The sequence below is a fragment of the Oceanospirillum sanctuarii genome (genome assembly GCF_002150805.1).
Lineage (GTDB): Bacteria > Pseudomonadota > Gammaproteobacteria > Pseudomonadales > Halomonadaceae > Oceanospirillum > Oceanospirillum sanctuarii.
In genome coordinates, this window is the sequence record NZ_MTBA01000010.1 from 50,393 (window position 1) to 73,971 (window position 23,579).

The following is a 23,579-nucleotide window of genomic DNA, read 5'->3' on the forward strand; positions in this document are numbered from 1 at the left end:
GAGATCATTAACCCGAAAGTCATTGTTTTAGACTAGGATTAACCTGGGTCGGTAAGGCAGAGTTTCGCCGGGCCGATGATGGATAGAGACAGATAAAGAACAGGCTGAATTATGACCATTGCAGATCGTTGGTTACTTCCAGATGGCATGGAAGAGGTACTGCCACCGCAGGCGCGGCAGATTGAAGAGCTTCGTCGTGAATTGCTGGACCTGTTCCATACCTGGGGATATGACCTGGTATTCCCGCCACCAGCAGAATATTTAGAGTCGCTGCTGACGGGTAGTGGCAACGATCTTGACCTGCAAACCTTCAAAGTTACAGACCAGATGACCGGTCGCATGATGGGTATTGCAGCAGATATCACACCTCAGGTTGCCCGTATGGATGCTCACTCGATGAAGCGTCAGGGACCAGCCCGTTTCTGCTACTGTGCAAATGTACTGCGTACGAAAGCGGGCAGCATGTTGGGTTCCCGTAGCCCGATGCAGGTTGGTGCAGAACTCTTTGGTGATGATGGCCTGGAAAGCGATACTGAAATTCTGGGTCTTATGATCTCCGCTCTGGCGACAGCCGGTGCCGGAAAAGTTTATCTCGATATGGGCCATGTCGGCATTTATCGGGCATTAATTCGTGAAGCAGACCTCACAGCAGATCAGGAAAAAACACTGTTTGATGCCATCCTGCACAAGGCGTATGGCGAAATTGATCAAATAGTCGCAAGAGATATTGCTAATGAGTCTGTGAGAGGTATGATTTCACGTCTTGCGCGTTTGAACGGTGGCGCAGATATTCTGGCTCAGGCACAGGTGGAACTGGCGGATGCTCCGGCATCAGTTAAAGAAGCTCTGAACAGTCTGGAACAGATTGCCAACGTCATTAAAAACCAATATCCGAACGTTGAGATCAACTTTGATCTGGCGGAACTGCGTGGTTATAACTACCACACAGGGATGGTGTTTGCGGCATATATTCCGGGATATTCCCATGCGGTTGCCCAGGGTGGCCGTTACGATGAAACCGGAAAGGTATTTGGACGCGCGCGGCCTGCAACAGGCTTTAGTGCTGACCTGAAAATTCTGGCAAAACTCTTACAAAAAAATGATCCCGTATCCGGTGTTTTTGCACCGGCAGGTTACAGCGATGATCAGGAGCTTCTGTCTACAATTCGGGCTTTACGCAGTGAAGGAACCCGTGTGGTAAATGGTTTGCCTGATCAGGATGTCAGTGCACTTGAGATGGGTTGTGACAGCGAACTGGTCCTCAAAGAAGATGGCCAGTGGGTTGTTGAACCAATTAACCGAATTTTTTAATCAGCCTGCATAGGCGAGACTGTTTACAGTCTGAGTTCGAGTGAATGAGAAAGCAGTAATGGGTAAAAACGTCGTAGTACTGGGCACCCAATGGGGTGACGAAGGTAAGGGTAAGGTAGTTGATCTGCTGACAGAATCAGCTGCTGCAGTTGTCCGTTTTCAGGGCGGCCACAACGCCGGCCACACTCTGGTGGTAAATGGCGAAAAAACCGCGCTGCACCTGATTCCTTCAGGCATCCTGCGTGACAATGTGAATTGCATTATCGGCAATGGCGTTGTTCTGGCCCCGGATGCTCTGCTGAAAGAGATCCGCATGCTGGAAGAGCGTGGTGTACCGGTACGTGAGCGTCTGCGTCTGAGCTCTGCCTGCCCACTGATTCTTGAGTATCACGTTCGTCTGGATCAGGCGCGTGAAACCGCTCGTGGTGCTAACAAAATCGGTACTACCGGTCGTGGTATCGGTCCTGCTTACGAAGACAAAGTAGCCCGTCGCGGTCTGCGTCTTGGCGACATGATGAACGCTGAGGTTTTCGAAGCGAAAGTGCGTGAAATCGTTGCTTACCACAACTTCATGCTGGAAAACTTCTACAAAGAAGAGCCGGTTGATGCTGAGAAAGTAATCGCTGACTGCGCTGCGATGGCTGAAGAACTGCGTCCTATGGTTTGCGACTCCACCAGCGAGCTGCACGCTTACCGTAAAAACGGTGACAACATCATGTTCGAAGGTGCACAGGGTTCCCTGCTGGACATCGACCACGGTACCTACCCATTCGTAACCAGCTCTAACACCACTGCTGGTGGTGCAGCAACGGGTTCCGGTTTCGGTCCTCTGTATCTGGATTACATTCTGGGTATCACCAAAGCCTACACCACCCGTGTTGGTTCCGGTCCTTTCCCGACTGAATTGTTCGACGAAGTAGGCGAACACCTGGGTACTGTAGGTCGTGAGTTCGGTACTACTACCGGCCGTTCCCGTCGTTGTGGTTGGTTCGATGCCGTTGCCCTGCGTTATTCTGTTCAGGTGAACTCTATTTCCGGTATCTGCCTGACTAAACTGGACGTTCTGGATGGCCTGGAAACCATCAAAGTTTGTACTCACTACAAACTGAAAGACGGTACTCTGGTTGATCTGCCGGTTGATGCTTCTGCATTCGGTGACGTTGAGCCGGTATACGTAGAGCTGCCAGGCTGGAGCGAGTCTACTGTTGGTGCTAAGAGCATGGACCAACTGCCACAGGCGGCACGTGACTACGTAGCCTTCCTGGAAGAGCAGGTTGGTGCACCAGTTGATATCGTTTCTACCGGCCCAGACCGTGAAGAAACGATCGTACTGCGCGACCCGTACAAAGCTTAATTCCAAAGCTTTATCGCGAGACCGCAAAAACCCGATGTGAAAACATCGGGTTTTTTATTACCTGCGATTTCTATAGCAGGTTAATCGGGTGAAGAGAGGCTTTGTTGTTTTTGTTGGTCGGTTTTATCGGGATGGTAAACTGACATAAATCCTCTGGAATTCTGTTTATGCCTCATCATCCGCCTTCCTTACGTGCCCTTCAGATCTTTGCCGTTGCAGCCCGCTTAGGCAGTTTTAAGTATGCCGCTGAGCAGCTTTTTATTACTCCTCAGGCGGTAAGTTTGCAGATCAAATCCCTTGAGGATCAGCTGGGGTTGGTGCTGTTTGAACGCAAACCTTGCGGGATCGAAATTACCCCTTCCGGTCAGCAGCTGCTGGATTATGTCGAGCGAGGCCTGGCGTTAATTCAGCGGGGCGTGGATGAGGTTTGCGATCAGCATCAGAGACCATCGATCAGTATCAGCTCATCACCCTGGTTTGCGGTGAACTGCCTGTTGCCTCGTCTGCCGGAGTTCGAAGCGGCTCATCCTGAGTGGCACATTCAAGTATCGACCTCTGTACCCTTTCCTGACTTTGACGGGGAAAATCTCGACTTAGCGATCCAATGGGGATTTGGCGATAAGGGTGGCAGGGATTGGGGGTTGGAAGCGCATCTGCTGCTGACCGACGACAAGCTTATCGTCTGTGCACCTGATCTGCTGGAGCGTGTTGCACTGGATCAGGCGGATGATCTTATTCACCATCGCCTGCTGTGTACGCCTCTATCGGTACCTCTCTGGGAGCGTGTATTGGATACCCTGAAGGTCGATGCAGCGGTTGATCAGCAGGTTTTACCTCTGGATAGCCATGCCGGTTTGCTGGAGGCAGCCAACAGAGGCCTTGGGGTTGCTATGATCTCCACCGGCGATGCGTTTGATGGTATTGCCGCAGGACGTTTGGTTGCCCCTTTGGGTGAGCAGCCGATCAGTCGATTGAACCCGGCGTTAATGCCGGGATATTGGCTGGTACATAAAGAGATCGTGCCAGAAAATGCCAGATTAAAGGCCTTTATTGACTGGATGCAGAGCTGGCTGAAAGACCATCCGCGAGCGGTCAGGGCTAGTCTTTCCTGATTCTTGGGCGGTCCATTTTTGATTGTTATGTAAGTTATTTTTGCCCTTGGGGTTAAGTTTTTTTGTTTGTCGGCGGTTGGTTTCATCACCAGAATAGCACTTAGCAGAAAGTTGCTGAGCAACGTAATCTGCCAATACGCTATGTTTAAAACGGCATCTATAACAAAAAGGCTTTCAGCCGTACGACTCCAGGTGACTTATGAATCCGGTACAGTTTTTTGACAATCTTTGGCAGGACTACATCTCCATCACACCTCAGGCAGAAGTGATCCGTAAAGTGTTTGCAGCACCAGAGGAAAGTGCCAACGGTGAAGTGATCAATGATCACGTTGCTTTCCGTACCTTTGCTCATACCCCGCTACAGCTGGATAATCTGGAGCCGCTGGTACTGGCAATGGGCTACAGCCTGCAGGATGAATACAACTTCACCGCTAAAAAACTGCGTGCCCGCAGCTATATCCACCCGGATACCTCGGTGCCAAAAATCTTTATCTCTGAGCTGCTGACAGAGCAGCTGAGTGAAGCAGCACAAAAGATTCTGGCGAAATACACTGCCGAAATCACCGACAAGCCAGCGGATCAGAGTGTGTTCTGGTCAGCCTGTCACTGGAGCGCACCAAGCTTCGAGGACTACAAAACCCTGATGCAGGAAACCGAATACGGTGCCTGGTTACTGGCGATCGGCATTCGTGTGAACCACTTTACGGTCAGCATCAACCATCTGAATGGCGTTGAAGGTCAGGAAGCGACGACTCAGATTCAGCGTGTACTGGATCGTGTTAAAGAATCGGGATATGCGGTCAACACAGTCGGTGGCGAAGTGAAAGGCACTCCTGAAGCTCTTCTGGAGCAGGGTTCCACCATGGCGGATCGTCAGCAGATCGAATTTGCCGGTGGCGAGCGACATGAAATCCCAACCTGCTTTTATGAATTCGCCCTGCGCTACCCGAATGCGGAAGGCGAGGTTTATCAGGGCTTTATCGAAGCTAACGCAGATAAAATCTTCGAATCCACTAACGCTGCCTGATGCATTCTATAAGATGAGTGCTCAGCCTTTTTAAGGTTAAGCGCATGCTGACAAAAGCCGGATCCTAGGATTCGGCTTTTTGGTTTAAAGGCTGCTCAAAGGCTCAGGTAAAAGCCGTCGGTTTTCGATTGTTAAGAAAAGTGTTTTTGTGGAGCATTTACTCTTTTCTGGTGGATGATGCTGTTATAGTGCCTGTTCTCTTATTCCCATACTTTAAAAGGACTTAGATATGGCGCTATTTAAGCATCGTCTGCATGACCTTCCGGCCCGGATTCAGATTGAGATTCCGGAAGCTTCTTCCGGCCCCGGTATTCTTACGGTTATCGGTATTATCATTGGTGTGATCGGCGGTGGCTTTATCATCTTTGGCCCTGAAACCATCTACTACAACCGTTATGAGGGCATGAATCTTCTGCAGATGTTGCAGGCCTATCCGGGGCCGATTGCCAGTGTCGGTTTTCTGTTGGTGACGCTGGGTGGTCTCTGGTCGAGTAATGAAGAGAAAGAGCGTTTGAAAAAGATTGAAGAGTGTCTCTACAGTCAGCTGGCGTTTTCGCCGGAAGATATTCCCGATGGCAAGATGTTGGATTTTGAGCGCAACGAGGATGGTTCTTTCACTGTCAGTCTGGTGGATTTTACGCCGGAAATGCTGGAAGAAGCGGATACTGTGACCCGCCGAACGATCGAGGATGATACTGATGGCTTTGTTGCAGATCGCCCGAAAGATGCTGAACCGGCTTTTGTAAAAGTCGAAGCAGATAGCCAAAAGACTTCCGCGACTGAGCGTGTTTGATCGCTATCCGAATCAAGCCGGGTATTTAGAAGAACCGTTCACTGAACGGTTTTTTTTCGCCTGCCGTTAATTCAAACAACTGTTTGATGTTTTCTTGCGCTTTGTCTAATCTGACGGGATAACCCGAATTTGCTCGGATTCAACGGGCAGACAAAACAAAAACAATAATGACGCAAGAGACCAAACAAACCATGACGGATTATGCCATTGTCGGTGGTGGAGCCGCTGGCTGTCTGCTGGCTGAGCGCCTGAGCCGCGACCCTGCCTGTCAGGTAACCCTTCTGGAAGCGGGGGCGGCCGATACCAGCCCGCTTATTCATATCCCTGCCGGTATTCTGGCGCTGATGCGTAGCAAGCGTCTGAACTGGGCGCTCTATACCGAATCTCAGAAAGAGCTGAATCAGCGTCGTCTGTTCTGGCCGCGAGGCAAAACTCTTGGTGGCAGCAGCTCCATTAATGCGATGTGTTATACCCGTGGCCAGCCGGAAGATTTTGACCTCTGGGCTGAGAGTTTCTCTGGTGTGGGTCAGCATGGCTGGCACTATCGGGGACTGCTACCGCACTTTAAAGCGATGGAAGATTTTGAAGCGGGGGCAAATCCCTGGCATGGGGAAGGCGGCGAATTGTCGGTGCAGTCACTGCGCAGTTTTAACCCACTTTCCGAAGCCTATCTTAGGGCCGGTCAGCAACTGGGGTTGCCCTTGAACCATGATTTTAACGGTCAGGATCAGTGGGGTATCGGCCCCTATCAAGTGATGCAGCGTGATGGCAGTCGTTGCAGTAGTGCCAAAGCCTTTCTCGACCCGGCCCGTGAACGCAGCAACCTTACGGTGATAACCAAAGCTCAGGTACAGCGGCTGAAGCTGAGAAACAATCGGGTGTGCGGTGTGCATTATCAGGTGGCGGGGCAGGAGCTGTATCTGCCGGTCAGCGGCGAGGTGATTCTGTCTGCGGGAGCTTTGCACACCCCCCAGCTACTGATGGTGTCCGGTATTGGTCCTGAAGAGGAGCTTGGCCGGCAGGGCATTCCGCTTCGTCATCAGCTGGAAGGCGTAGGTCGCAATCTGCAGGATCATCTGGATATCAGTGTTAGCTGGCTGGAAAAGGGTTGTCGCGGGATCTCGCTGAATCCTCTGTTCTGGCCAAGGGGCATCAAAGGCATGCTGGATTACCCGAAGCGAAAAGGCGTTTTAACCTCCAACTTTGCTGAAGCGGGAGCTTTTGTTGCCACTGATCCTGATCAGTCCCGACCGGATGTGCAGCATCATTTTCTGCCTGCGCTGGAAGTGGATCATGGCCTCAACCTGACTCCAACTATCCGGCATTTTGGTTACACCCTGCGGGCTTGTTTACTGCGTCCCAAAAGTCGCGGCTATGTGGGGCTTCGCTCCGACCGGCCACAGGATGCACCTCTGCTGCAACCCAACTATCTCAGTGATGCGGAAGGTGAAGATCTGAAAGGTATGGTGCGTGCTCTGGACAGTGCCCGTGAGCTACTCAATCAACCTGTGATCAGCCGCTTAGGTCAGGCGGAGTGGCGACCGGGCAAGGGTTGCCACACTCAGGCAGAGAAAGAAGCCTATATCCGACAGTATGCAGAAAGTATCTATCATCCGGTCGGCACCTGCCGGATGGGGGATGGTGACGATGCTGTCGTGGATCAGCAACTCCGGGTTCATGGCATGGAAAATCTACGGGTGGTGGATGCCTCTGTTATGCCGAATCTGGTTAGCGGCAATACCACTGCAGCGACCCTTGCAATCGCCAGTAAAGCGGCGGAGCTGATACTTCGGCCTCTGGTTTGATAAGTTTTAGCGCTGAGCCTGACCTCCATGGGTGACAGATGAGCTTGGGTTGTTTATAACCTCTGTTAAGTAACGAGGTCAGCGCAAGCATGCTGGCGCAGAGATTCAGAGACAGGAGGTTTATTATGGTACGTTCTTTAGGTCTGGGCATTGCCCTTGCGGGTGTTGTATTTCTGACCGGCTGCTCTTCAGCTGCAGAAGATTATGCCCGCGCAAAGGCGGAAGCTGAGATAGCGCGTGAACAGAAAGCCAGTCAGCAGGAACAACAGTTGCGCCGTGATGCTGACAACGCTTTTAAGGAGCTGGACAAGCAATAACGCTTGCAGTCGCAGAAGATAAAAAAGCCAGCGGATTACCCGGTAATCCGCTGGCTTTTTTGCTTGTGCTGATTAGAGCGCGATTAGTTTGTCGTTATCGGTTGCTCTGTGTCAGCGGCAGCAGTGGATTGAGCTTCAGCGGGTTGCGCATTGGCCACCGGAAGATTCAGTGCCTTACGGGTTGCCGGGCTGTAATGTTTGTTTTCCGGTTTCAGGTCGTAATTCCAGCGCAGGTCCAGCAGCTTTAAGGATGGCAGATCCAGTTCCAGTTTTTCGTACTTACCATCACTCAGAATCAGTTCCTCAAGTTTAGGTTGATCCGACAAGGTCAGAGTCTTCAGAGATGTTTGGTTGATAAAGAGAATTTCCAGATTCGGCTGCGGGGCGATCTCCACTTTTTCCAGCGGATTTCGGGTCAGAGCAAGCATCTTCAACTTAGGATAGGTTCTGATTTTTACCTCGGTCAGCTTATTGCCTAACAGATCCAGATCTTCCAGAGCAGGTAGCTCCGGCAGGTCAATGGACTCCAGATGGTTATCATCCAGATCAATCTCTGTCAGGTAAGGGCTGGCAGGAACGGTAAGTTGTTTGAGCGATTTTCTGCGGCTGGTGATCGACAGCAGTTCCAGACCTTTCTGCTGACTCAGATCCAGTTTATCCACACCCTCTGGCATTCGCAGAACCAGACTGCGCAGATTGTTCAGAGGTTTAAAGGCATCAACCTTCAGATCATTACCGGTGCGGCAGTTCAGACTGAAAACTTCTACCGTGTAGTCCAGCGTATTGGCATCGATGCAGTAGAGGAAAAGACTGCTGTTGCCGAGGGCCTTATACAGATCCGGTAGTGGATTGTGCTTCACGTAAAGACGGGTCAGGTCTCGCTGAGCGTTCAGATCAAGATCCGTCAGCTGGTTATTGTCCAGATCCACTTCCTTAAGATTCGGAGCCTGGCTCAGATCGATGGATTTAAGCTGATGACGACTGATCACCAGTTGTTCCAGTTGAGGTGCTGCACCCAATTCAACTTCCGTCAGCTGACCTTCCTGCAGCCAGAGCTTTTTCAGCCTTGGCAGCTCGGCAAGGGTCAGTTTCTGCAGAGGTGTTTTTCGCACTTCAAGGTTGACCAGGTTCTGTGTATTGCTCAGATCCAGCCAGTTCAGCTGGGAGCGGTCAATATAGAGATCTTCTAACGATGGCGTATAGAGCGTCAGTTTTTTCAGCGCTTTGGTGCTGATAAAACTCAGTTTTTTCAAATTCGGCTGTTTGAGTTTAAGAGCGGTCAGATCCTCAAAACCCAGGGTGACTTCTTCAAGTACCGGCATTGCGGCAATGGCATCAACGGCAATCTCTCCATCAAGGCCATCCAGTGTCAGATGGGTGAGCTGAGGATACTGGCTAAACTTAGCGGCTTTCAGATAACTGCTTGGGAATACCTTAAGACTCTTCAGCTTGGTGTTTGCTCTCAGATCCAGCCAGCTGATCTCGTTCAGCCCCAGATCCAGCTGCTCAAGATTCGGGAAATAAAACAGCTCATCGGCGGACTGAATGCTTCTCAGGCTACAGTCCAGCTGAGTGATTTTCGCCGGATCAGAGATACCCTGTTCCAGAACGCAGGCTTTGAAGTTGTCATCCCGGAACGGAATCTGTTCAACGCTGTAGGATAGATTGGCCTTTGGCTGGGTGGCAACGCAGCCGGTTAATAACGTGGTAAGGGCTATTACAGAAACAAGCAGTGATGTGGGCGCGCGCAACACGACAGATCCTTTTGAGTCGAAGAGAGGTGGGTTTGAACGATGACGAGATGCCAATGTAGAGGATATGCTCCATTCTGTCGAGGTGATGACAGGGAGTCTTCGAGCAAGGCCTCATTTAGAGGGCTGTTGTCGTCAATCAGATCAGTTGGGAGCGCTGAGTCACCACGGGATGCGGATTAGTGTTGGCTTCCTGCTCCTGCAAGCGCTTGCGCTCTTCTCTTGGGGTCAGACCATAGTGGTTGCGATAGGCGGTACTGAAATAGGAGGCACTGGCAAAACCGCAGGACAAACCCACCTGAAGAATTGGCTTGTCGGTTTGGCGCAGCAGCTTGCGGGCATGTTCCAGTCGTAGTTCCAGATAGTATTTGGAAGGCACGGTTTGCAGATGTTTTTTGAACAGGCGTTCCAGATGGCGGCGAGATACACCTACATGACGAGCCAGATCGTCGGCGCTTAATGGCTCTTCGATATTGGCTTCGATCAGCTGTACTGCTTCGATCAGTTTTGGCTGACTGACGCCGATACGGGTTTTTAGCGGGATGCGCTGAGGGTCATCGCCGGTTCGCATACGTTCACACACGAACTGTTCTGAAATAGAAGCCGCCAGATCCATACCGTGCTGCTGACGGATCAGAAACAGCATCATATCCATCGCCGCCGTACCACCACTACAGGTGTAGCGTTTGTCGTCGATCTCAAACAGATTGTTGGTGACCTGAGTATGAGGGAAATCCTCGCGCAAACTTTCGATATCCCACCAGTGAATGGTTGCCTTGTGGTTATTCAGCAAACCCGCGCAGGCCAGGATATAAGAACCGGTTCCGATGCCACCAATCGCAATTTGATTGCTGCGTTGCTGACGTAACCAAGCGATAATGGCATCATTGCCCGTCCGGGCGATGGGGCTGGCTCCACAGACAAAAATAGCATCCAGTTCCGGCAGATCATCCAGACTGTGATCCACCAGTGTCTGCACACCAAAACTACTGGCAACAGCCTCCCCGTCGTGGCTGATCAGCGTAGTTTCATAAAGCTCTTCACCGGTAATCCAGTTCGCCATACGCAACGGCTCAATCGCCGAAGAAAAGGCGATTAAGGAGAAGTTAGGCACCAGCAGAAAGCCGTAGCGTTTGGCTCTGGCCTTGCCGTTTTCCCGTGTGGCGCTTTTTGTGGTTAGTGCTGACTGACTAGGTTGCAACGGGGTGATCTCCTGAATAATTGTCCCAGACAGAATGCTTCGGTGAGCTTTAGCAGAGCATTTGATGGCGCTAAGAATAACGGTTTATCTGCCCGATAACTGCTGGCAGATGATGAAATGTCAGCTTAGAGCAAGTTTGTGTCGCGCTATAACAAATCTGGCTATGTAATCCCGAGCCAGTTTTACCGATACTGTAATAACAGGTTTTCCGGACCTTTCCGGCCTTAAAAACAGACTGTTATGGAAAAGTGTTTTGCGCTTAAGCGACCTTTTCAGCATAGCCTGTTTTCACCCAAGGCTGAGAGACAGGTGCCGATGAAACAGAATAAAAGGCACAGGTTGCCGGGGTGCTGTTGGCATGATTCAGCCAGCAATCCAATAAGCGGCAACCACGCAAAGAAACGATAAACAGCCCCGCCCACTATCGCTTTTACTGAAGGCGTTCAGGTTCAGAGGGCTCACGAGGTAGAGACAGAGATGACAACACAAAACGTAACCCGTGCACTGTTCGATGAAGTAATGGTACCGAACTACAACCCTCAGCAGATGGTACCGGTTCGCGGTGAAGGTTCACGCGTTTGGGATCAGGACAACAACGAGTACATCGACTTTGCCGGTGGTATCGCGGTAAATGCTCTGGGTCACTGCCATCCTGAGCTTGTTGCAACTCTGAAAGCACAGGCGGATCAGCTGTGGCACCTGAGTAACGTGTTCACTAACGAGCCTGCACTGCGTCTGGCGAAGAAGCTGACTGATGCGACCTTCGCTGACAAAGTCTTCTTCTGTAACTCAGGTGCTGAAGCTAACGAAGCAGCGTTCAAGCTGGTACGTAAGTACTCTTACGACAACTTCGGTGCTGAGAAAAACGAAATTATCTCCTTCAAGCAGGGCTTCCACGGCCGTACTCTGTTCACCGTTTCCGTAGGTGGTCAGCCGAAATACCGTGAAGGTTTTGAGCCAGCGCCGGGTGCGATTGAGCACGCTGAATACAACAACCTGGATTCTCTGAAAGCGATGATCTCCGATAAGACCTGCGCGGTTGTTCTGGAGCCGACTCAGGGTGAAGGTGGTGTTGTACCGGGTAATGTTGAATTCCTGAAAGGTGTTCGTGAGCTGTGTGATCAGCACAATGCCCTGCTGGTATTTGATGAAGTTCAGACTGGCGTTGGCCGTACCGGTCACCTGTACGCTTACATGGAAAGCGGCGTGATCCCTGACGTACTGACCACGGCTAAATCTCTGGGTGGCGGTTTCCCGATTGGCGCTATGCTGTGCAGCGACAAAGTTGCGCCAAGCCTGGGCTTTGGTACTCACGGCAGTACCTACGGTGGTAACCCTCTGGCATGTGCTGTTGCGGAAAAAGTGCTGGATATCATCAACACCCCTGAAGTGCTGTCTGGTGTTGCGACCCGTAATGCGATCTTCAACGAAGAGCTGAACAAGCTGAACGAGCGTTTCGGTATCTTCAAAGAAGTTCGTGGCAGCGGCCTGCTGATCGGTGCTGAGCTGATCGAAGCGTGGCACGGTAAAGCTGGTGAGTTCCTGGCGGCAGCTCGTGCTGAAGGTCTGATGATGCTGGTTGCCGGTCCTAACGTACTGCGTTTTGCACCGTCCCTGATCATCCCTGAGTCCGATATCCGTGAAGGGATGGAGAAGCTGGGTGATGCGATTGCTAAGGTACTGGAAGCGGCTAAGGCTTAATCCGGTTCTTATCGGTTAATCCGGACAGGACAAGCAGTCCGAATCGGTATTGCTATCGGGCTGAGAGATCAGCCTGATAAAAAACGGCCACAGGTTTTAACCTGTGGCCGTTTTTGTTTCTGCTATTGGAAGCCTCTTCTCTTCATTCTTTCTTGAATTAACCACTGGATTAAAAGCAAAACTTGCCGTGAGAAATTTTATGTTTAATATATGAATACATATTCATAAGTTAAGGATGAGTTGCCATGACTCACTCGCACAGTGACCAGCATTCACACTCTCATGATCATAGCCATAGCTGCGGTCATGGCCACGACCACTCCCATGTGCCGGAGATGTCCGAGGCTAACGAGCGCAAGGTGCTATTGTCGTTCTTTCTGATTTTCAGTTTTATGCTGGTGGAGGTGGTCGGTGGTCTGATCTCGGGATCGCTGGCGCTGCTGGCAGATGCGGGTCACATGCTGACCGATGCTGCTGCGCTGGCGCTTGCCTATGCTGCATTCCGCTTTGGCCGTAAGGCCGCAGATACCCGCCGCACTTTTGGTTATCTGCGTTTTGAAGTGATCGCCGGTTTTATCAACGCCATTACCCTGTTTGTGATTGTCGGCTGGATCGGCTTTGAAGCCTGGGAGCGCTTCAGCGAGCCGCAGCCGGTGCTGGCGGGGCCTATGATGGCGGTGGCGATTGCCGGTCTTGTGGTCAATATTCTGGTGTTCTGGATTCTGACCCGTGGCGACAGCGAGCATGTGAATATTAAAGGTGCTGCGCTGCATGTGATGGGTGACCTGTTAGGTTCCATTGGTGCGGTTGCCGCTGCGGTGATTATTCACTTTACCGGCTGGACGCCTATCGACCCGATTTTGTCCGTCGTGGTCTCCCTGCTGATTCTGCGCAGTGCCTGGGCGCTGCTGGCGAAATCCCTGCATATCCTGCTGGAAGGTGCACCAGATCATGCAGCGCCTGAGAAGATCCGCAGTCATATCAAAGCGGAAGTTAAAGGTGTAACCGAGGTAAGCCATGTGCATGTCTGGTCGATCACCTCCGGTCGCGCTCTGGCGACTTTGCATGTGCGCCCGGAAGAGGATGGCATGGCACGGGAAGTGACTCAGGCAGTAGAACTGGAGCTGAAAAATAAATTCCGGATCGAACACGCCACTGTTGCCGTCGATTGGAATGAAGGCGGTTCCAGTGTCTGCAGCCTATCGGAGCCTTCTGGCGACAGCCACAACCGTAACCACAGTCACAACGACAACCACGGCCACGACCATTCACATCAGCATCAACATTAATCGGGGAGTTAGAGACCATGTCGGCACAAGATCATTATGACACTCTGTCCCTGCAGGACAGTACCATTCTGGCTGAAACCTTTCGCCTGCTGGGTGACCCCAGTCGGTTACGGATTCTCTTCTACTGCCTGAACGAACCTAAATCCGTGGGAGATATCGCGGAGCAGCTGGACCTTTCCCAAACGCTGGTCAGCCATCATCTGCGTTTGTTGCGTGGAGCGCGATTGGTTATCGGTGAGCGCCGCTCCCGTCAGGTGTTCTACGCACTGGCGGATGATCATGTGCGGGATATGCTGAAAGATATGGTTGTGCATATCAAAGAGGAAGAATTTTAAAATTAGTATTTCAGTGCGACATGGAATGTCGCTGAAATTTATATGATATAGGTCGCTTTCATACAACATTAGTTTGAAGCAAACATTCATGTTGTAGACATCAAAATTCAGTTAGTAGATGATGTTTTTCTAAAATGAAAAAGACAAGGATTAGTCGTTTGTTTGCCAAGGAAGTCCCGCCTACAGAAGCTGAAGAAAACCGAGATTCAATTTTCTTCAGAATATTTTTAAATGAGCGAATCACAGGCTTGGTGATTCTTGGCTCAGTCTTGCTTTCCTTTTTTAGCCATCACTGGTCAGCTTACGCAAATCTCGTCTTCGAATGGTATGTCGTAAGCTACTTCTTCTTTGAATTTATCGCTAAAGCCAGACGGCTGGGCTTAAACAGCTACTTTTCCCTCAGAGCTAATAAGTTTGACTTCACGGTACTTGGCTTAAGCATTTTATTACTGATAACTCCAGCCTTTACTTTTGGCAGCATGACATATCTTCGTGCCCTCCGATTAGTCACTATGTTGAGAGCTTTTCGTCTAGTGCCGAATGCGCATCAGATAATCCAGGGACTTGGGCGGGCATTAAGTGCCGCAAGAGCTGTTTTGCTCTTTATGTTCATCATGATGGTTGTATTTGCAATCACAGGCTATTCACTTTTTTCTCCCTATCTTCCTGAATACTTTGGAACTCCTCTTACTGCTCTGAATACAGTCTTTGGGATATTCACAATTGAAAATTGGGGGGCAATACCTGAATCCGCCCTTCAGTCGGATTTGCCGTGGCTTTTTTATGCAGTGAACAGCTATGTGATTTTGGTATTGGTTTTAGGTGGTTTTATCGCTTTGTCATTAGCTAATGCGATCTTTGTCGATGAGATGGTCAGTGACAACAATGATGACCTTATGCGGGAAGTGGAGCTGCTGAAGCAGCAGAATGAATCCATTATTGAATTATTAAAGCATCACCAGCTTGGGGTTAAAGGAACAGGAGCGGTTCATGGCAAAGAATGAAAAAAGAAATGTAGCAATAGGTCTGTCAACTGCTGAGTTATCAGGATTGCACGCCGAAGCGAGTGCTGAATTTCTTAAGGGCTACCGTGGGTATGATAATAAAACGGGTCAGGTTTTTGCCAAAGGCTTAAAAGGGATCAGTGAAGGTAAAGTAAACCCTGAATATGCCCAGCAGAATATCAAACAGCAGGCAGGTTACAGTGCAGAGGTTGCTGCAACCAGTCGGGATAATGCTGATGCAATCTTGTCGGGAGACCCTGTACGCACTAGTCGCAGTGATGATCTTTCCCAATACGGCAGAAATCATAATGTCGTGGATCGTGTTCAGATTCTGGATGGCCAAATTATTTCGGGTACAGAAACCCAGATGAAGTTTGTCGGCGATCGGGATCAGCTTTTAAAAAATATTGCTGAAGATTCAGCCAAAGGTGACGCAAAATTTGCCCGTTATCGCGGTGTAAAACTGGAACTGCCATCGGAGCAGGTACCCGGAGCCGCTGAGCATTGTCATCAACGTGCCGCAGAACTTAGGCAGCAGGCTGATGACGCTGCCGTCAAAGGTGCCCCCGATGAGGTCGTCAAACAGTTACGGGAGAATGCTGCTCATTACGATGAGTTGGCAGGCAATATCCTGGATTCAGATCTGACTACAGATGAAGCTATTTTCTATCGTGAACATCCTAAGTTAGCTACGGCTCTTGATATCGCCAGAACCAGCCATAGGGCTGGACTTGAGGGGGCTAAATTTGGTGCGGCAATCGGTGGCAGTATTTCACTGCTAACCAATGCGTTTGCTCTGGTAAGTGGAGAGAAAGAGTTTGCCGATGCGTTAGTTGATACCGTTGCTGATACGGCAACTTCCGCCGGAATCGGCTACGCAACCGCTTTCTCCGGTAGTGCCATCGGTGGTGTTATGCAGCAGTCCGGTTCTGAGACTGTTCGTGCATTGTCCGGTACGGCTTTACCGGCTTTAGTCGTTAGTACTTGCTTAGCCTTGGGTGGCAGTATCAATCAATATGTTCAGGGCAATATTGATGCTGCACAGCTATTAACAGATGTAGGTCAATCTGCGTCTGGTGTTATGGCGGCAAATATTGGCGCCACGTTAGGACAGATCGCAATTCCAATTCCAGTTCTTGGAGGGCTGATCGGCGGCATGATCGGCCACACAGTTACCTCCATGTTCTATCGGTCTACGGTTGCTGTGTTCCAGGAGGCGGACGCGGCAGAAGAACGTTATTGGCAGATTAAAGCCCGATGCGATGTATTGAATCAGGCTGTTATCGAATACAAAAAATCCATTGAGGATATTTTTGATAAAAAAATAGCTGAGTTTGGCAATGCGTCGGCAGATGTATTCTTGGCATTTGATTCTTTGCATGAGCTTTCAGCTGATGAGTTTTCAAAGAAAGTAAATGAATTCGCTGAGATAGTTGGTGAAAGCATTATTTTTTATGATATGGAAGAGTTCTCTTCTTTTATGGAAAGTGATGATGTATTTAAATTGTAAGGGGTTGCTATGTTTTTACACCTGTTAGATAGTTTTGAAGAGAAAGAATATTTTTACAAAGTATCTAAGATTTTGTGCATGTCAGATACCTTAGATGAAGAAAAAAAAGAAGAAATTAGACATGCTTCAGTTAGGCGGATGGTTCTCGAGGGTAAAGATAGTGTATCTGATCTCTTTGATATTTTTGTAGAGATGAATCTAAATGAATATGAAAGAAGGGTTTTTAATGGTTTTTTGTTTGAGCTGTCTTTAAGTGATTATGATATTGATCGTATTGATAGTGGTTTGAGACGACGCTTAGGCCAGATTTTATATGATGTTTTAGAAGAAATTGACGATAAAGGTTTCTTTTCAGAAGATGTCGGTGGTTCTTATTCTAAAGCGCTTAATTCATGGTATGACATATTTATAGATAATGAAATGAAAGAGATCGATGATGATCCAAGCTATGATCCATATTTAGACGAAGAAAATTATGATGTTGATAGTTTGAACAGGTTGGTCTTTACAGCCCCTTTCATGATTGATTCTCCTGGGGTTCGCGCGATGTTGGTATCAAGGTTTAAAGACTACTTGTTGGAAGAAATTTCTGAGGTGGATTTTGATTTTAATCAAAAAAAAGCAATATTATTTGAGCTGTTGGCTTTGGCCTTTTCTGATGGAAATGTTAGCGATGAGGAATTTGATTTCATAGAGGCTGTTCGAGTCAAAGTTGATTTGCCAAAAAGCTTTTTGCAAGAACTTTCAGACTGTGTGGCGAGTATTATTAGAGAGTCGGCAAAAGCTGAATTTTTGGTTAACGAATAGGAGTTTTTATGCCTTTGCCGTTTATTGTTGTACTTGTCGCAGGCGCTGCCGGGGTTTATGGTGCTGGAAAATCAATACAGGCTAGTTCTGATAATAGTAAAGCAAGAGAAATAAATGAAAGAGCAAGAAAGATAGTTGATTCTTCTGAATCATCTCTTTCTGAGTTGAGAAATAGAACCAATAAAAACCTTGATAGGTTAGGTGCTAAAAAGATTAGTGCAATTAGTTCTACGCTTACTAATTTTGTTTCTGCCTATAGTCAATTGAAAGGAGTGGATTTTTCAGAAGAGATTGATGATGGTTTTTTTGACTGGGATGAAGCCCCTTCAGTCGAACAAATCAGAAATGATTGTGAGCTTGTGTCTGGTGTTGTGACAGGTGGTGGTTTTGGTGCAGTCGTAGGCTCAGTCGCTGCTTTTGGGACTTATGGCCTCACAAGTTCTTTGGCTGCTGCAAGTACAGGTACAGGGATTGGAAGCCTATCAGGTGTAGCAGCCTCTAATGCTACTTTGGCTTGGCTTGGTGGTGGTAGCCTCGCCTCCGGTGGTATGGGAATTGCTGGGGGGACTATGGTTTTAGGTGGATTAGTTACAGGGCCTGCTTTGCTTGTTTTTGGTGCCGTATTGGGAGCTAAAGCCGAACGTAATTTAAGTGATGCTAAGTCTAACGAAGAGCTAGCGGTTGCATTCTCTAAAGAATGCGATGCTGCATCCGCCAAATTACTAGGTATATTGGCTATTGCTAAAATTCAATCTGATATCCTATCGCTGGCTAGGGCAAGCTGCCGGCGTTTAACGAATGAGCTGGGAGCTATCATTGATCTTGCGGGAACTGATTTCAAGATGTTCAGCCGAGAACAACAGGAGCTTGTTTTTAAAACAGTAAAGACTGCCCAGCTTGTAAGGTGTATTGTGGATATTGCTATAATGGATGAAGATGGCGCTATTTTGGGCGATTCTGAATCCAAATTGACAGAGCTTTCGGATTTTATCTGAACTCTGAAAATTGCCTGCAAATGTAGTGCAGTTTGGGAAACTGCACTTTTTCTTCAAGTGTCCCCAATCTAAAAAAAAGGTCGCATCCCGGACAGAAACTCTTGCGTGCTTCAACAATAATGAAGACAACGCAAAATAGGATGTCTTGAGATGAGTAACGACTTTACCCAATGGCTTGAGTGGATCGATTCACAGCACGACACCATGCTGGCCAATACCATTGCCCTTTCTGAAATCAACTCAGGTAGCCTGAATGCCGCCGGTGTAAACCGTGTTGGCGATGAGCTGATCCGAATTTGCGAGCCTTTAGGTGGCGACGTTGAGCGCATTAAGGTTGCGCCTTATCAGAGCGTCAACAATCAGGGCGTTGTTGAAGAATTCCCTCTGGGCGATGCGATCCGTATTCGCAAGCGTCCGGAAGCTCCGCTTCAGATATTCTTCTGCGGCCACATGGATACCGTATTTGCTATTGATCACCACTTCCAGACCATCACCTGGCTGGATGACGATACGCTGAATGGCCCGGGCGTTGCCGATCTTAAAGGCGGCCTAATGGTCATGCTGACGGCGATTCAGGCGCTGGAGCGCAGCCCGTTCGCAGAGCGTATCGGTTGGGAGATCCTGTTTAACTCCGATGAAGAGATCGGTTCTGCCGCTTCTGCACCTCTGATTGCTGATGCCGCCAAGCGTGTGCATCTGGGTCTTATCTACGAGCCAAGTTTCCCTGACGGCAATCTGGCCGGTGAGCGTAAAGGCAGCGGTAACTTCAGCGTTGTGATCCGTGGCCGTGCGGCACATGCCGGTCGTGAACACCATCTGGGACGTAACGCGATTCGTGCCATGGCGGACTTTATCGCCATGCTGGATGACCTGAACGGTCAGCGTGAAGGCGTCACCATCAACCCGGGTTTTATCGAAGGCGGTGGTGCGGTCAATATCGTGCCGGATCTGTGTGTGTCCAAATTCAATATCCGTCTGGAACGCCCTGAAGATGAACGCTGGTGTCAGAACCGACTGGCAGAGATTGTCGGCAAAATTCACGCCCGCGAAGGCATTCTGATTGAGCTGCACGGTGGCTTTACCCGTAAGCCTAAGGTGCTGACCCCGGCTAACCAGAAGCTGTTCCAACTGGCGAAAGATTGCGGTGCCGATCTGGGTATGCAGATCCAGTGGCTGCCAACCGGTGGTTGCTGTGATGGCAACAATCTGGCTGCAGCAGGTATTCCGAATATCGATACGCTGGGTGTTCAGGGCGGCAAGATTCACTCTGCCGATGAGTATGTCAAAGTCTCCAGCTTTACCAAACGGGCTAAGCTGAGTGCATTGATGCTGATGAAACTGGCCTCTTCCGATGATCTGGGCTGGTTGGGTGTTCAGAAGGAGAAAGTCTGATGCTGGTACTGCGTCCTTTAGCGTTTCACGATCTGGCAGGGCTTGAGCGCCTTGCTGTGATCTCCGGTGGTCGTATGACGACGCTGCCGGATAACCGTGATCATCTGAGCCAGCTGATCAGCAATACTCAGCAATCCCTGCGTAAAGAGGTCGAGCGTCCGGCAGGCGAGAGCTATCACTTTGTGCTGGAAGATACCGAGACCGGCGAAGTGGTTGGCGTTTCCGGTATCGAAGCGGCGGTGGGTATCACCTCTCCGTTTTATAGCTACCGTATCGATGATGTGGTGCATGCTTCCAGCGAACTTCAGATCCACAACCGTGTTCCTGCGCTGCATCTGTGTCAGGACTATACCGGTGCATCCCGTCTTTACACCTTGTTTATGGATGGCGAGCATCGTCAGGCCGAGAATATTCATCTGTTATCCCGCGCTCGCATGCTGTTTATCGCCGCCCATCCGGAGCGTTTCTCTCCGCGTCTGATCGTCGAACTGCAGGGCGTTGCCGACGAGAAAAACCAGTCGCCATTCTGGGAATGTCTCGGTCGTCACTTCTTCAACATGGATTTCAATAAAGCTAACTACCTTACCGGTATTAACTCCAAAGGCTTTATTGCGGACCTGATGCCGCACTATCCGGTTTACGTGCCCATGCTGAATCCTGAAGCTCAGGCGGTATTGGGACAAACCCGTGACGATATGCGTGATGTGCAGAAACTGCTGGAAGAGGAAGGTTTCGAGTATCGCCGCTACGTGGATATTTTTGATGCAGGTCCAACGCTGGAAGCCCGCACCGAATACGTTCGCTCTGTTAGCCAGAGCCGTTGTCTACCACTTGCGATCGGAGAGACAGCAGATGATCAGCCGATGGCGCTGATCAGTAATAACCAGCTGAACAACTACCGCTGCATTCTCGCTCCGCTGAATCCGGAGCAGCCGGTACTGACCGAAGCGCAAGCCGATGCGCTGGAGCTGGCATCCGGCGAAAGTGCACGGGTGCTTTGGCTGTAAGCAGATGGTTTTTGTAAGTGGGTGGTTGTTGTAAGTGGATGGCCATCCGATGGCTTCATCGTCTCTCAATAGAAGGGGGATGAGGTCATCAGCAGGAAGCTGAAATAACCTATAGCTATTAATAAAAAACGGTAACTGCCGGTGTTGCACTGCTGGCAGACAATCTTTCTGAGACTTTTTGAGGAGCAGCCCGCCATGATGGTGGTTCGTCCAATTCAGGCTGAAGATCATGCAGCCCTGCGAGAACTTGCTCGCAAAACCGGTCCGGGTTTTACCTCCCTGCAGGATAACGATGAGCAGGTAGCCGGAAAAATCGAGAGCGCTCTGGAAGCGTTTAAGCCGAACAGCATTCCCGATGAAGCCCTGTACCTGTTTGTGATGGAAGATACCGACACCGGTGATGTTGTGGGTATCTGCGGTATCGAAGCTGCTGTTGGTCTGAGCGAACCCTGGTACAACTACCGTGTGGGCACTCTGGTACACGCTTCCCGTGAGCTGAACGTGTACAACCAGGTGAACACCCTGACCATCTCTAATGACCACACCGGTTATTCAGAGCTGTGTACCCTGTTCCTGAGTCCTGAAGCCCGTCACAGCAAGAATGGCGCGCTGCTGTCCAAGTCCCGTTTTATGTTCCTGGCAGAGTTCCCGCAGCGCTTTAACGAGTACCTGATCGCAGAGATGCGTGGTTACTCCGATGACAAGGGCGTATCGCCTTTCTGGGAAGGTCTGGGACGTCACTTCTTCTCTCTGGACTTTGCCGAAGCCGACACCCTGTCCTCGATGGATAAGGTGTTTATCGCTGAGCTGATGCCGAAGAACACCATTTACACCAACCTGCTGCCAAAAGATGCACAGGAAGCGATCGGTAAAACCCACGAAGCGACGACCCCTGCCCGCAAATTGCTGGAAGCAGAAGGACTGCGCTACACCGGTTATATCGACATTTTTGACGGTGGCCCAACACTGGTTTCCCGTACCCATGACGTGCGTGCCGTACAGGAAAGCCGTTATGTAAAAGCCCACATTCTTGACGAGACAACAGAGCGTCAGCCTGAGGGTGAGCTATATCTGGTCAGTACCACTGACTTCGCTAACTTCCGCTGCTGCATGACGGCAGTTGATGTCGTTGGCAATCACGTTGTCGGACTGCCAAAAGCGGTCGGTGATGCACTTCAGATTACAGAAGGCACCACGGTTCGCATCGTGCCGATGGCCTCCGGCCGTAGCCTCTGGTAATCGAATCAGAGCTGAATGATTTGAAAAGGTGCTGATGACTGATCAGAAATCAGCACATGAAGTGATTACCCGTGAGAAAAGAATTAAGCCTTTTAGGGAGCTAAAACAATGACAGCTACAAACAAGTTTTCTGGCCAAGCTTTGATCGATGGCCAATGGCAAGCGGGTGAAGGTCCGGAATTCACCTCCCTGAACCCGGCAACCGGTGAAGTGGTTTGGCAGGGTAAAGAAGCCTCTGCAGCCCAGGTTAATACTGCAGTAGAAGCAGCCCGCACTGCCTCTGTTGAGTGGGCTATGACCTCTTTTGAAGCCCGTGAAGCGATTGCACGTCGTTTTGCCGAGCTACTGGGTGAAAACAAAGAAGAGATGGCGACCATCATCGCTGCGGAAACCGGTAAGCCTGTCTGGGAAACCCGTACCGAAGTTGGCGCTATGATCGGCAAGATCGCCATTTCTGTAAACGCATACAACGAGCGTACCGGTAGCCGCGTGAGCGCTGTTACAGGAGATCAGGCCGGTGCCCGTGCTGTTCTGCGCCACAAGCCACACGGTGTGGTTGCGGTATTCGGCCCATACAATTTCCCGGGTCACTTGCCAAACGGTCATATCGTACCGTCACTGCTGGCGGGTAATACCGTGCTGCTGAAACCCAGTGAACTGACGCCACACGTTGCGGAATTTATGGTTCAGCTGTGGGAAAAAGCCGGTCTGCCAGCGGGTGTTCTGAACCTGCTGCAGGGTCAGAAAGATACCGGTATCGCACTGGCAGCACATGACGATATCGATGGTCTCTTCTTCACCGGCAGCTCCCGTACCGGTCACATTCTGCATGAGCAGTTTGCCGGTCACCCGGGCAAGATTCTGGCGCTGGAGATGGGCGGTAACAACCCGCTGATCATCGACGAAGTGGCCGATATGAAAGCGGCCGTTCACGAGACGATTCAGTCTGCGTACATCACCAGTGGTCAGCGTTGCACCTGTGCCCGTCGCCTGTTTGTACCTGTTGGCGAGTGGGGCGATCAGTTTATTGCTCAGCTGCAGAAAGCGGTTAGCCAGATCAAGGTGGGTGGCCAGTTTGATGAAGACGCACCTTTCATGGGTAGTCTGATCTCGGAAGCAGCCGCTGACGGCATCGCGGCAGCTCAGGACAACCTGATCGGTCTGGGCGCAAGCCCTCTGGTGAAACTGGAGAAACTGAAATCGGGTACAGGTTTCCTGTCTCCGGGTCTGATCGATGTGACCGCTTTGGTTAACGCGGATAAGCTACCAGATGATGAGTACTTCGGCCCGCTGCTGCAGGTGATCCGTTTCAGTGACTTAGATGAAGCGATCCGTCAGGCCAACAACACCAAATACGGTCTGTCTGCCGGTATGTTCAGCGACAGCGAAGAGCGCTTTAACTACTTCTACGACCGCATCCGTGCGGGCATCGTGAACTGGAACAAGCAGCTGACCGGTGCTTCCAGTGCCGCTCCGTTTGGTGGCGTGGGTGCCAGCGGTAACCACCGCGCAAGCGCATACTACGCAGCGGACTACTGCTCTTACCCGGTAGCGGGTATGGAAGCAGACCAGCTGGTACTGCCTGAGACCCTGTCTCCAGGTCTGAACCTTGACGCCTAACCGACGGAT

At 50.2% G+C, this 23,579-nt stretch carries 20 protein-coding genes; 18 read left to right on the forward strand and 2 right to left on the reverse strand.

What is annotated here, in order from left to right; all coding sequences use genetic code 11:
- Positions 1–111 precede the first annotated feature (111 nt).
- The 7 genes from BV405_RS14985 (at position 112) to BV405_RS15015 (ending at position 7,719) form a co-directional block, all read left to right on the forward strand.
- Entirely contained in the window at positions 112–1,311 is a 1,200-nt protein-coding gene (locus BV405_RS14985) for an ATP phosphoribosyltransferase regulatory subunit (protein ID WP_086481706.1), read from the forward strand.
- A 58-nt stretch (positions 1,312–1,369) separates the two neighbouring features.
- Entirely contained in the window at positions 1,370–2,665 is a 1,296-nt protein-coding gene (locus BV405_RS14990; protein ID WP_086481707.1) for an adenylosuccinate synthase, read from the forward strand.
- A 167-nt stretch (positions 2,666–2,832) separates the two neighbouring features.
- The gene (locus tag BV405_RS14995) at positions 2,833–3,777 is read left to right on the forward strand and encodes a LysR substrate-binding domain-containing protein (RefSeq protein WP_086481708.1); all 945 of its coding nucleotides are present in this window, start codon (positions 2,833–2,835) and stop codon (positions 3,775–3,777) included.
- Positions 3,778–3,976: 199 nt separating this feature from the next.
- Positions 3,977–4,804, forward strand: coding sequence for a DUF1338 domain-containing protein (locus BV405_RS15000; protein ID WP_086481709.1), 828 nt, complete (start codon positions 3,977–3,979; stop codon positions 4,802–4,804).
- Between the two features lie 229 nt (positions 4,805–5,033).
- Positions 5,034–5,597, forward strand: coding sequence for a hypothetical protein (locus BV405_RS15005; protein WP_086481710.1), 564 nt, complete (start codon positions 5,034–5,036; stop codon positions 5,595–5,597).
- 167 nt (positions 5,598–5,764) lie between these two features.
- Entirely contained in the window at positions 5,765–7,402 is a 1,638-nt protein-coding gene (locus tag BV405_RS15010; RefSeq protein WP_245832348.1) for a GMC family oxidoreductase, read from the forward strand.
- Between the two features lie 125 nt (positions 7,403–7,527).
- The gene (locus BV405_RS15015) at positions 7,528–7,719 is read left to right on the forward strand and encodes a hypothetical protein (protein WP_086481711.1); all 192 of its coding nucleotides are present in this window, start codon (positions 7,528–7,530) and stop codon (positions 7,717–7,719) included.
- Positions 7,720–7,802: 83 nt separating this feature from the next.
- Here the strand turns inward: BV405_RS15015 and BV405_RS15020 are convergent, their stop codons facing one another.
- Together BV405_RS15020 and BV405_RS15025 are read right to left on the reverse strand one after the other, a co-directional pair.
- The gene (locus BV405_RS15020) at positions 7,803–9,473 is read right to left on the reverse strand and encodes a leucine-rich repeat domain-containing protein (protein WP_086481712.1); all 1,671 of its coding nucleotides are present in this window, start codon (positions 9,471–9,473) and stop codon (positions 7,803–7,805) included.
- 136 nt (positions 9,474–9,609) lie between these two features.
- Complete coding sequence (locus BV405_RS15025) at positions 9,610–10,671, reverse strand: GlxA family transcriptional regulator (RefSeq protein ID WP_245832349.1); 1,062 nt, start codon at positions 10,669–10,671, stop codon at positions 9,610–9,612.
- A gap of 477 nt (positions 10,672–11,148) precedes the next feature.
- Between BV405_RS15025 and BV405_RS15030 the strand changes: the two genes are divergently transcribed.
- The 11 genes from BV405_RS15030 (at position 11,149) to astD (ending at position 23,570) form a co-directional block, all read left to right on the forward strand.
- Positions 11,149–12,372 (forward strand): aspartate aminotransferase family protein, encoded by a 1,224-nt coding sequence (locus tag BV405_RS15030; protein WP_086481713.1) that lies wholly within the window; start codon positions 11,149–11,151, stop codon positions 12,370–12,372.
- A 245-nt stretch (positions 12,373–12,617) separates the two neighbouring features.
- Positions 12,618–13,661: a cation diffusion facilitator family transporter gene (locus BV405_RS15035; protein WP_086481714.1), complete on the forward strand. Its 1,044-nt coding sequence runs from the start codon at positions 12,618–12,620 to the stop codon at positions 13,659–13,661.
- Between the two features lie 17 nt (positions 13,662–13,678).
- Complete coding sequence (locus BV405_RS15040; protein ID WP_086481715.1) at positions 13,679–13,996, forward strand: ArsR/SmtB family transcription factor; 318 nt, start codon at positions 13,679–13,681, stop codon at positions 13,994–13,996.
- Between the two features lie 158 nt (positions 13,997–14,154).
- Positions 14,155–15,000: an ion transporter gene (locus tag BV405_RS15045; RefSeq protein WP_176330178.1), complete on the forward strand. Its 846-nt coding sequence runs from the start codon at positions 14,155–14,157 to the stop codon at positions 14,998–15,000.
- Positions 14,987–16,510, forward strand: coding sequence for a hypothetical protein (locus BV405_RS15050; RefSeq protein WP_086481717.1), 1,524 nt, complete (start codon positions 14,987–14,989; stop codon positions 16,508–16,510). The genes BV405_RS15045 and BV405_RS15050 overlap by 14 nt, the downstream gene beginning before the upstream one ends.
- 9 nt (positions 16,511–16,519) lie before the next feature.
- Positions 16,520–17,317, forward strand: coding sequence for a hypothetical protein (locus BV405_RS15055; RefSeq protein ID WP_086481718.1), 798 nt, complete (start codon positions 16,520–16,522; stop codon positions 17,315–17,317).
- 8 nt (positions 17,318–17,325) lie between these two features.
- Positions 17,326–18,312 (forward strand): hypothetical protein, encoded by a 987-nt coding sequence (locus tag BV405_RS15060; protein ID WP_086481719.1) that lies wholly within the window; start codon positions 17,326–17,328, stop codon positions 18,310–18,312.
- A 150-nt stretch (positions 18,313–18,462) separates the two neighbouring features.
- Positions 18,463–19,704 (forward strand): hydrolase, encoded by a 1,242-nt coding sequence (locus BV405_RS15065; RefSeq protein WP_086481720.1) that lies wholly within the window; start codon positions 18,463–18,465, stop codon positions 19,702–19,704.
- Positions 19,704–20,711 (forward strand): arginine N-succinyltransferase, encoded by a 1,008-nt coding sequence (gene astA, locus BV405_RS15070; protein ID WP_086481721.1) that lies wholly within the window; start codon positions 19,704–19,706, stop codon positions 20,709–20,711. Before BV405_RS15065 ends, astA (BV405_RS15070) begins: the two co-directional genes overlap by 1 nt.
- A gap of 195 nt (positions 20,712–20,906) precedes the next feature.
- Positions 20,907–21,950: an arginine N-succinyltransferase gene (gene astA / locus BV405_RS15075; protein ID WP_086481722.1), complete on the forward strand. Its 1,044-nt coding sequence runs from the start codon at positions 20,907–20,909 to the stop codon at positions 21,948–21,950.
- A gap of 108 nt (positions 21,951–22,058) precedes the next feature.
- On the forward strand, positions 22,059–23,570 hold the full coding sequence (gene astD / locus BV405_RS15080; protein ID WP_086481723.1) for a succinylglutamate-semialdehyde dehydrogenase: 1,512 nt from the start codon (positions 22,059–22,061) through the stop codon (positions 23,568–23,570).
- The last annotated feature ends 9 nt before the right edge of the window (positions 23,571–23,579 follow it).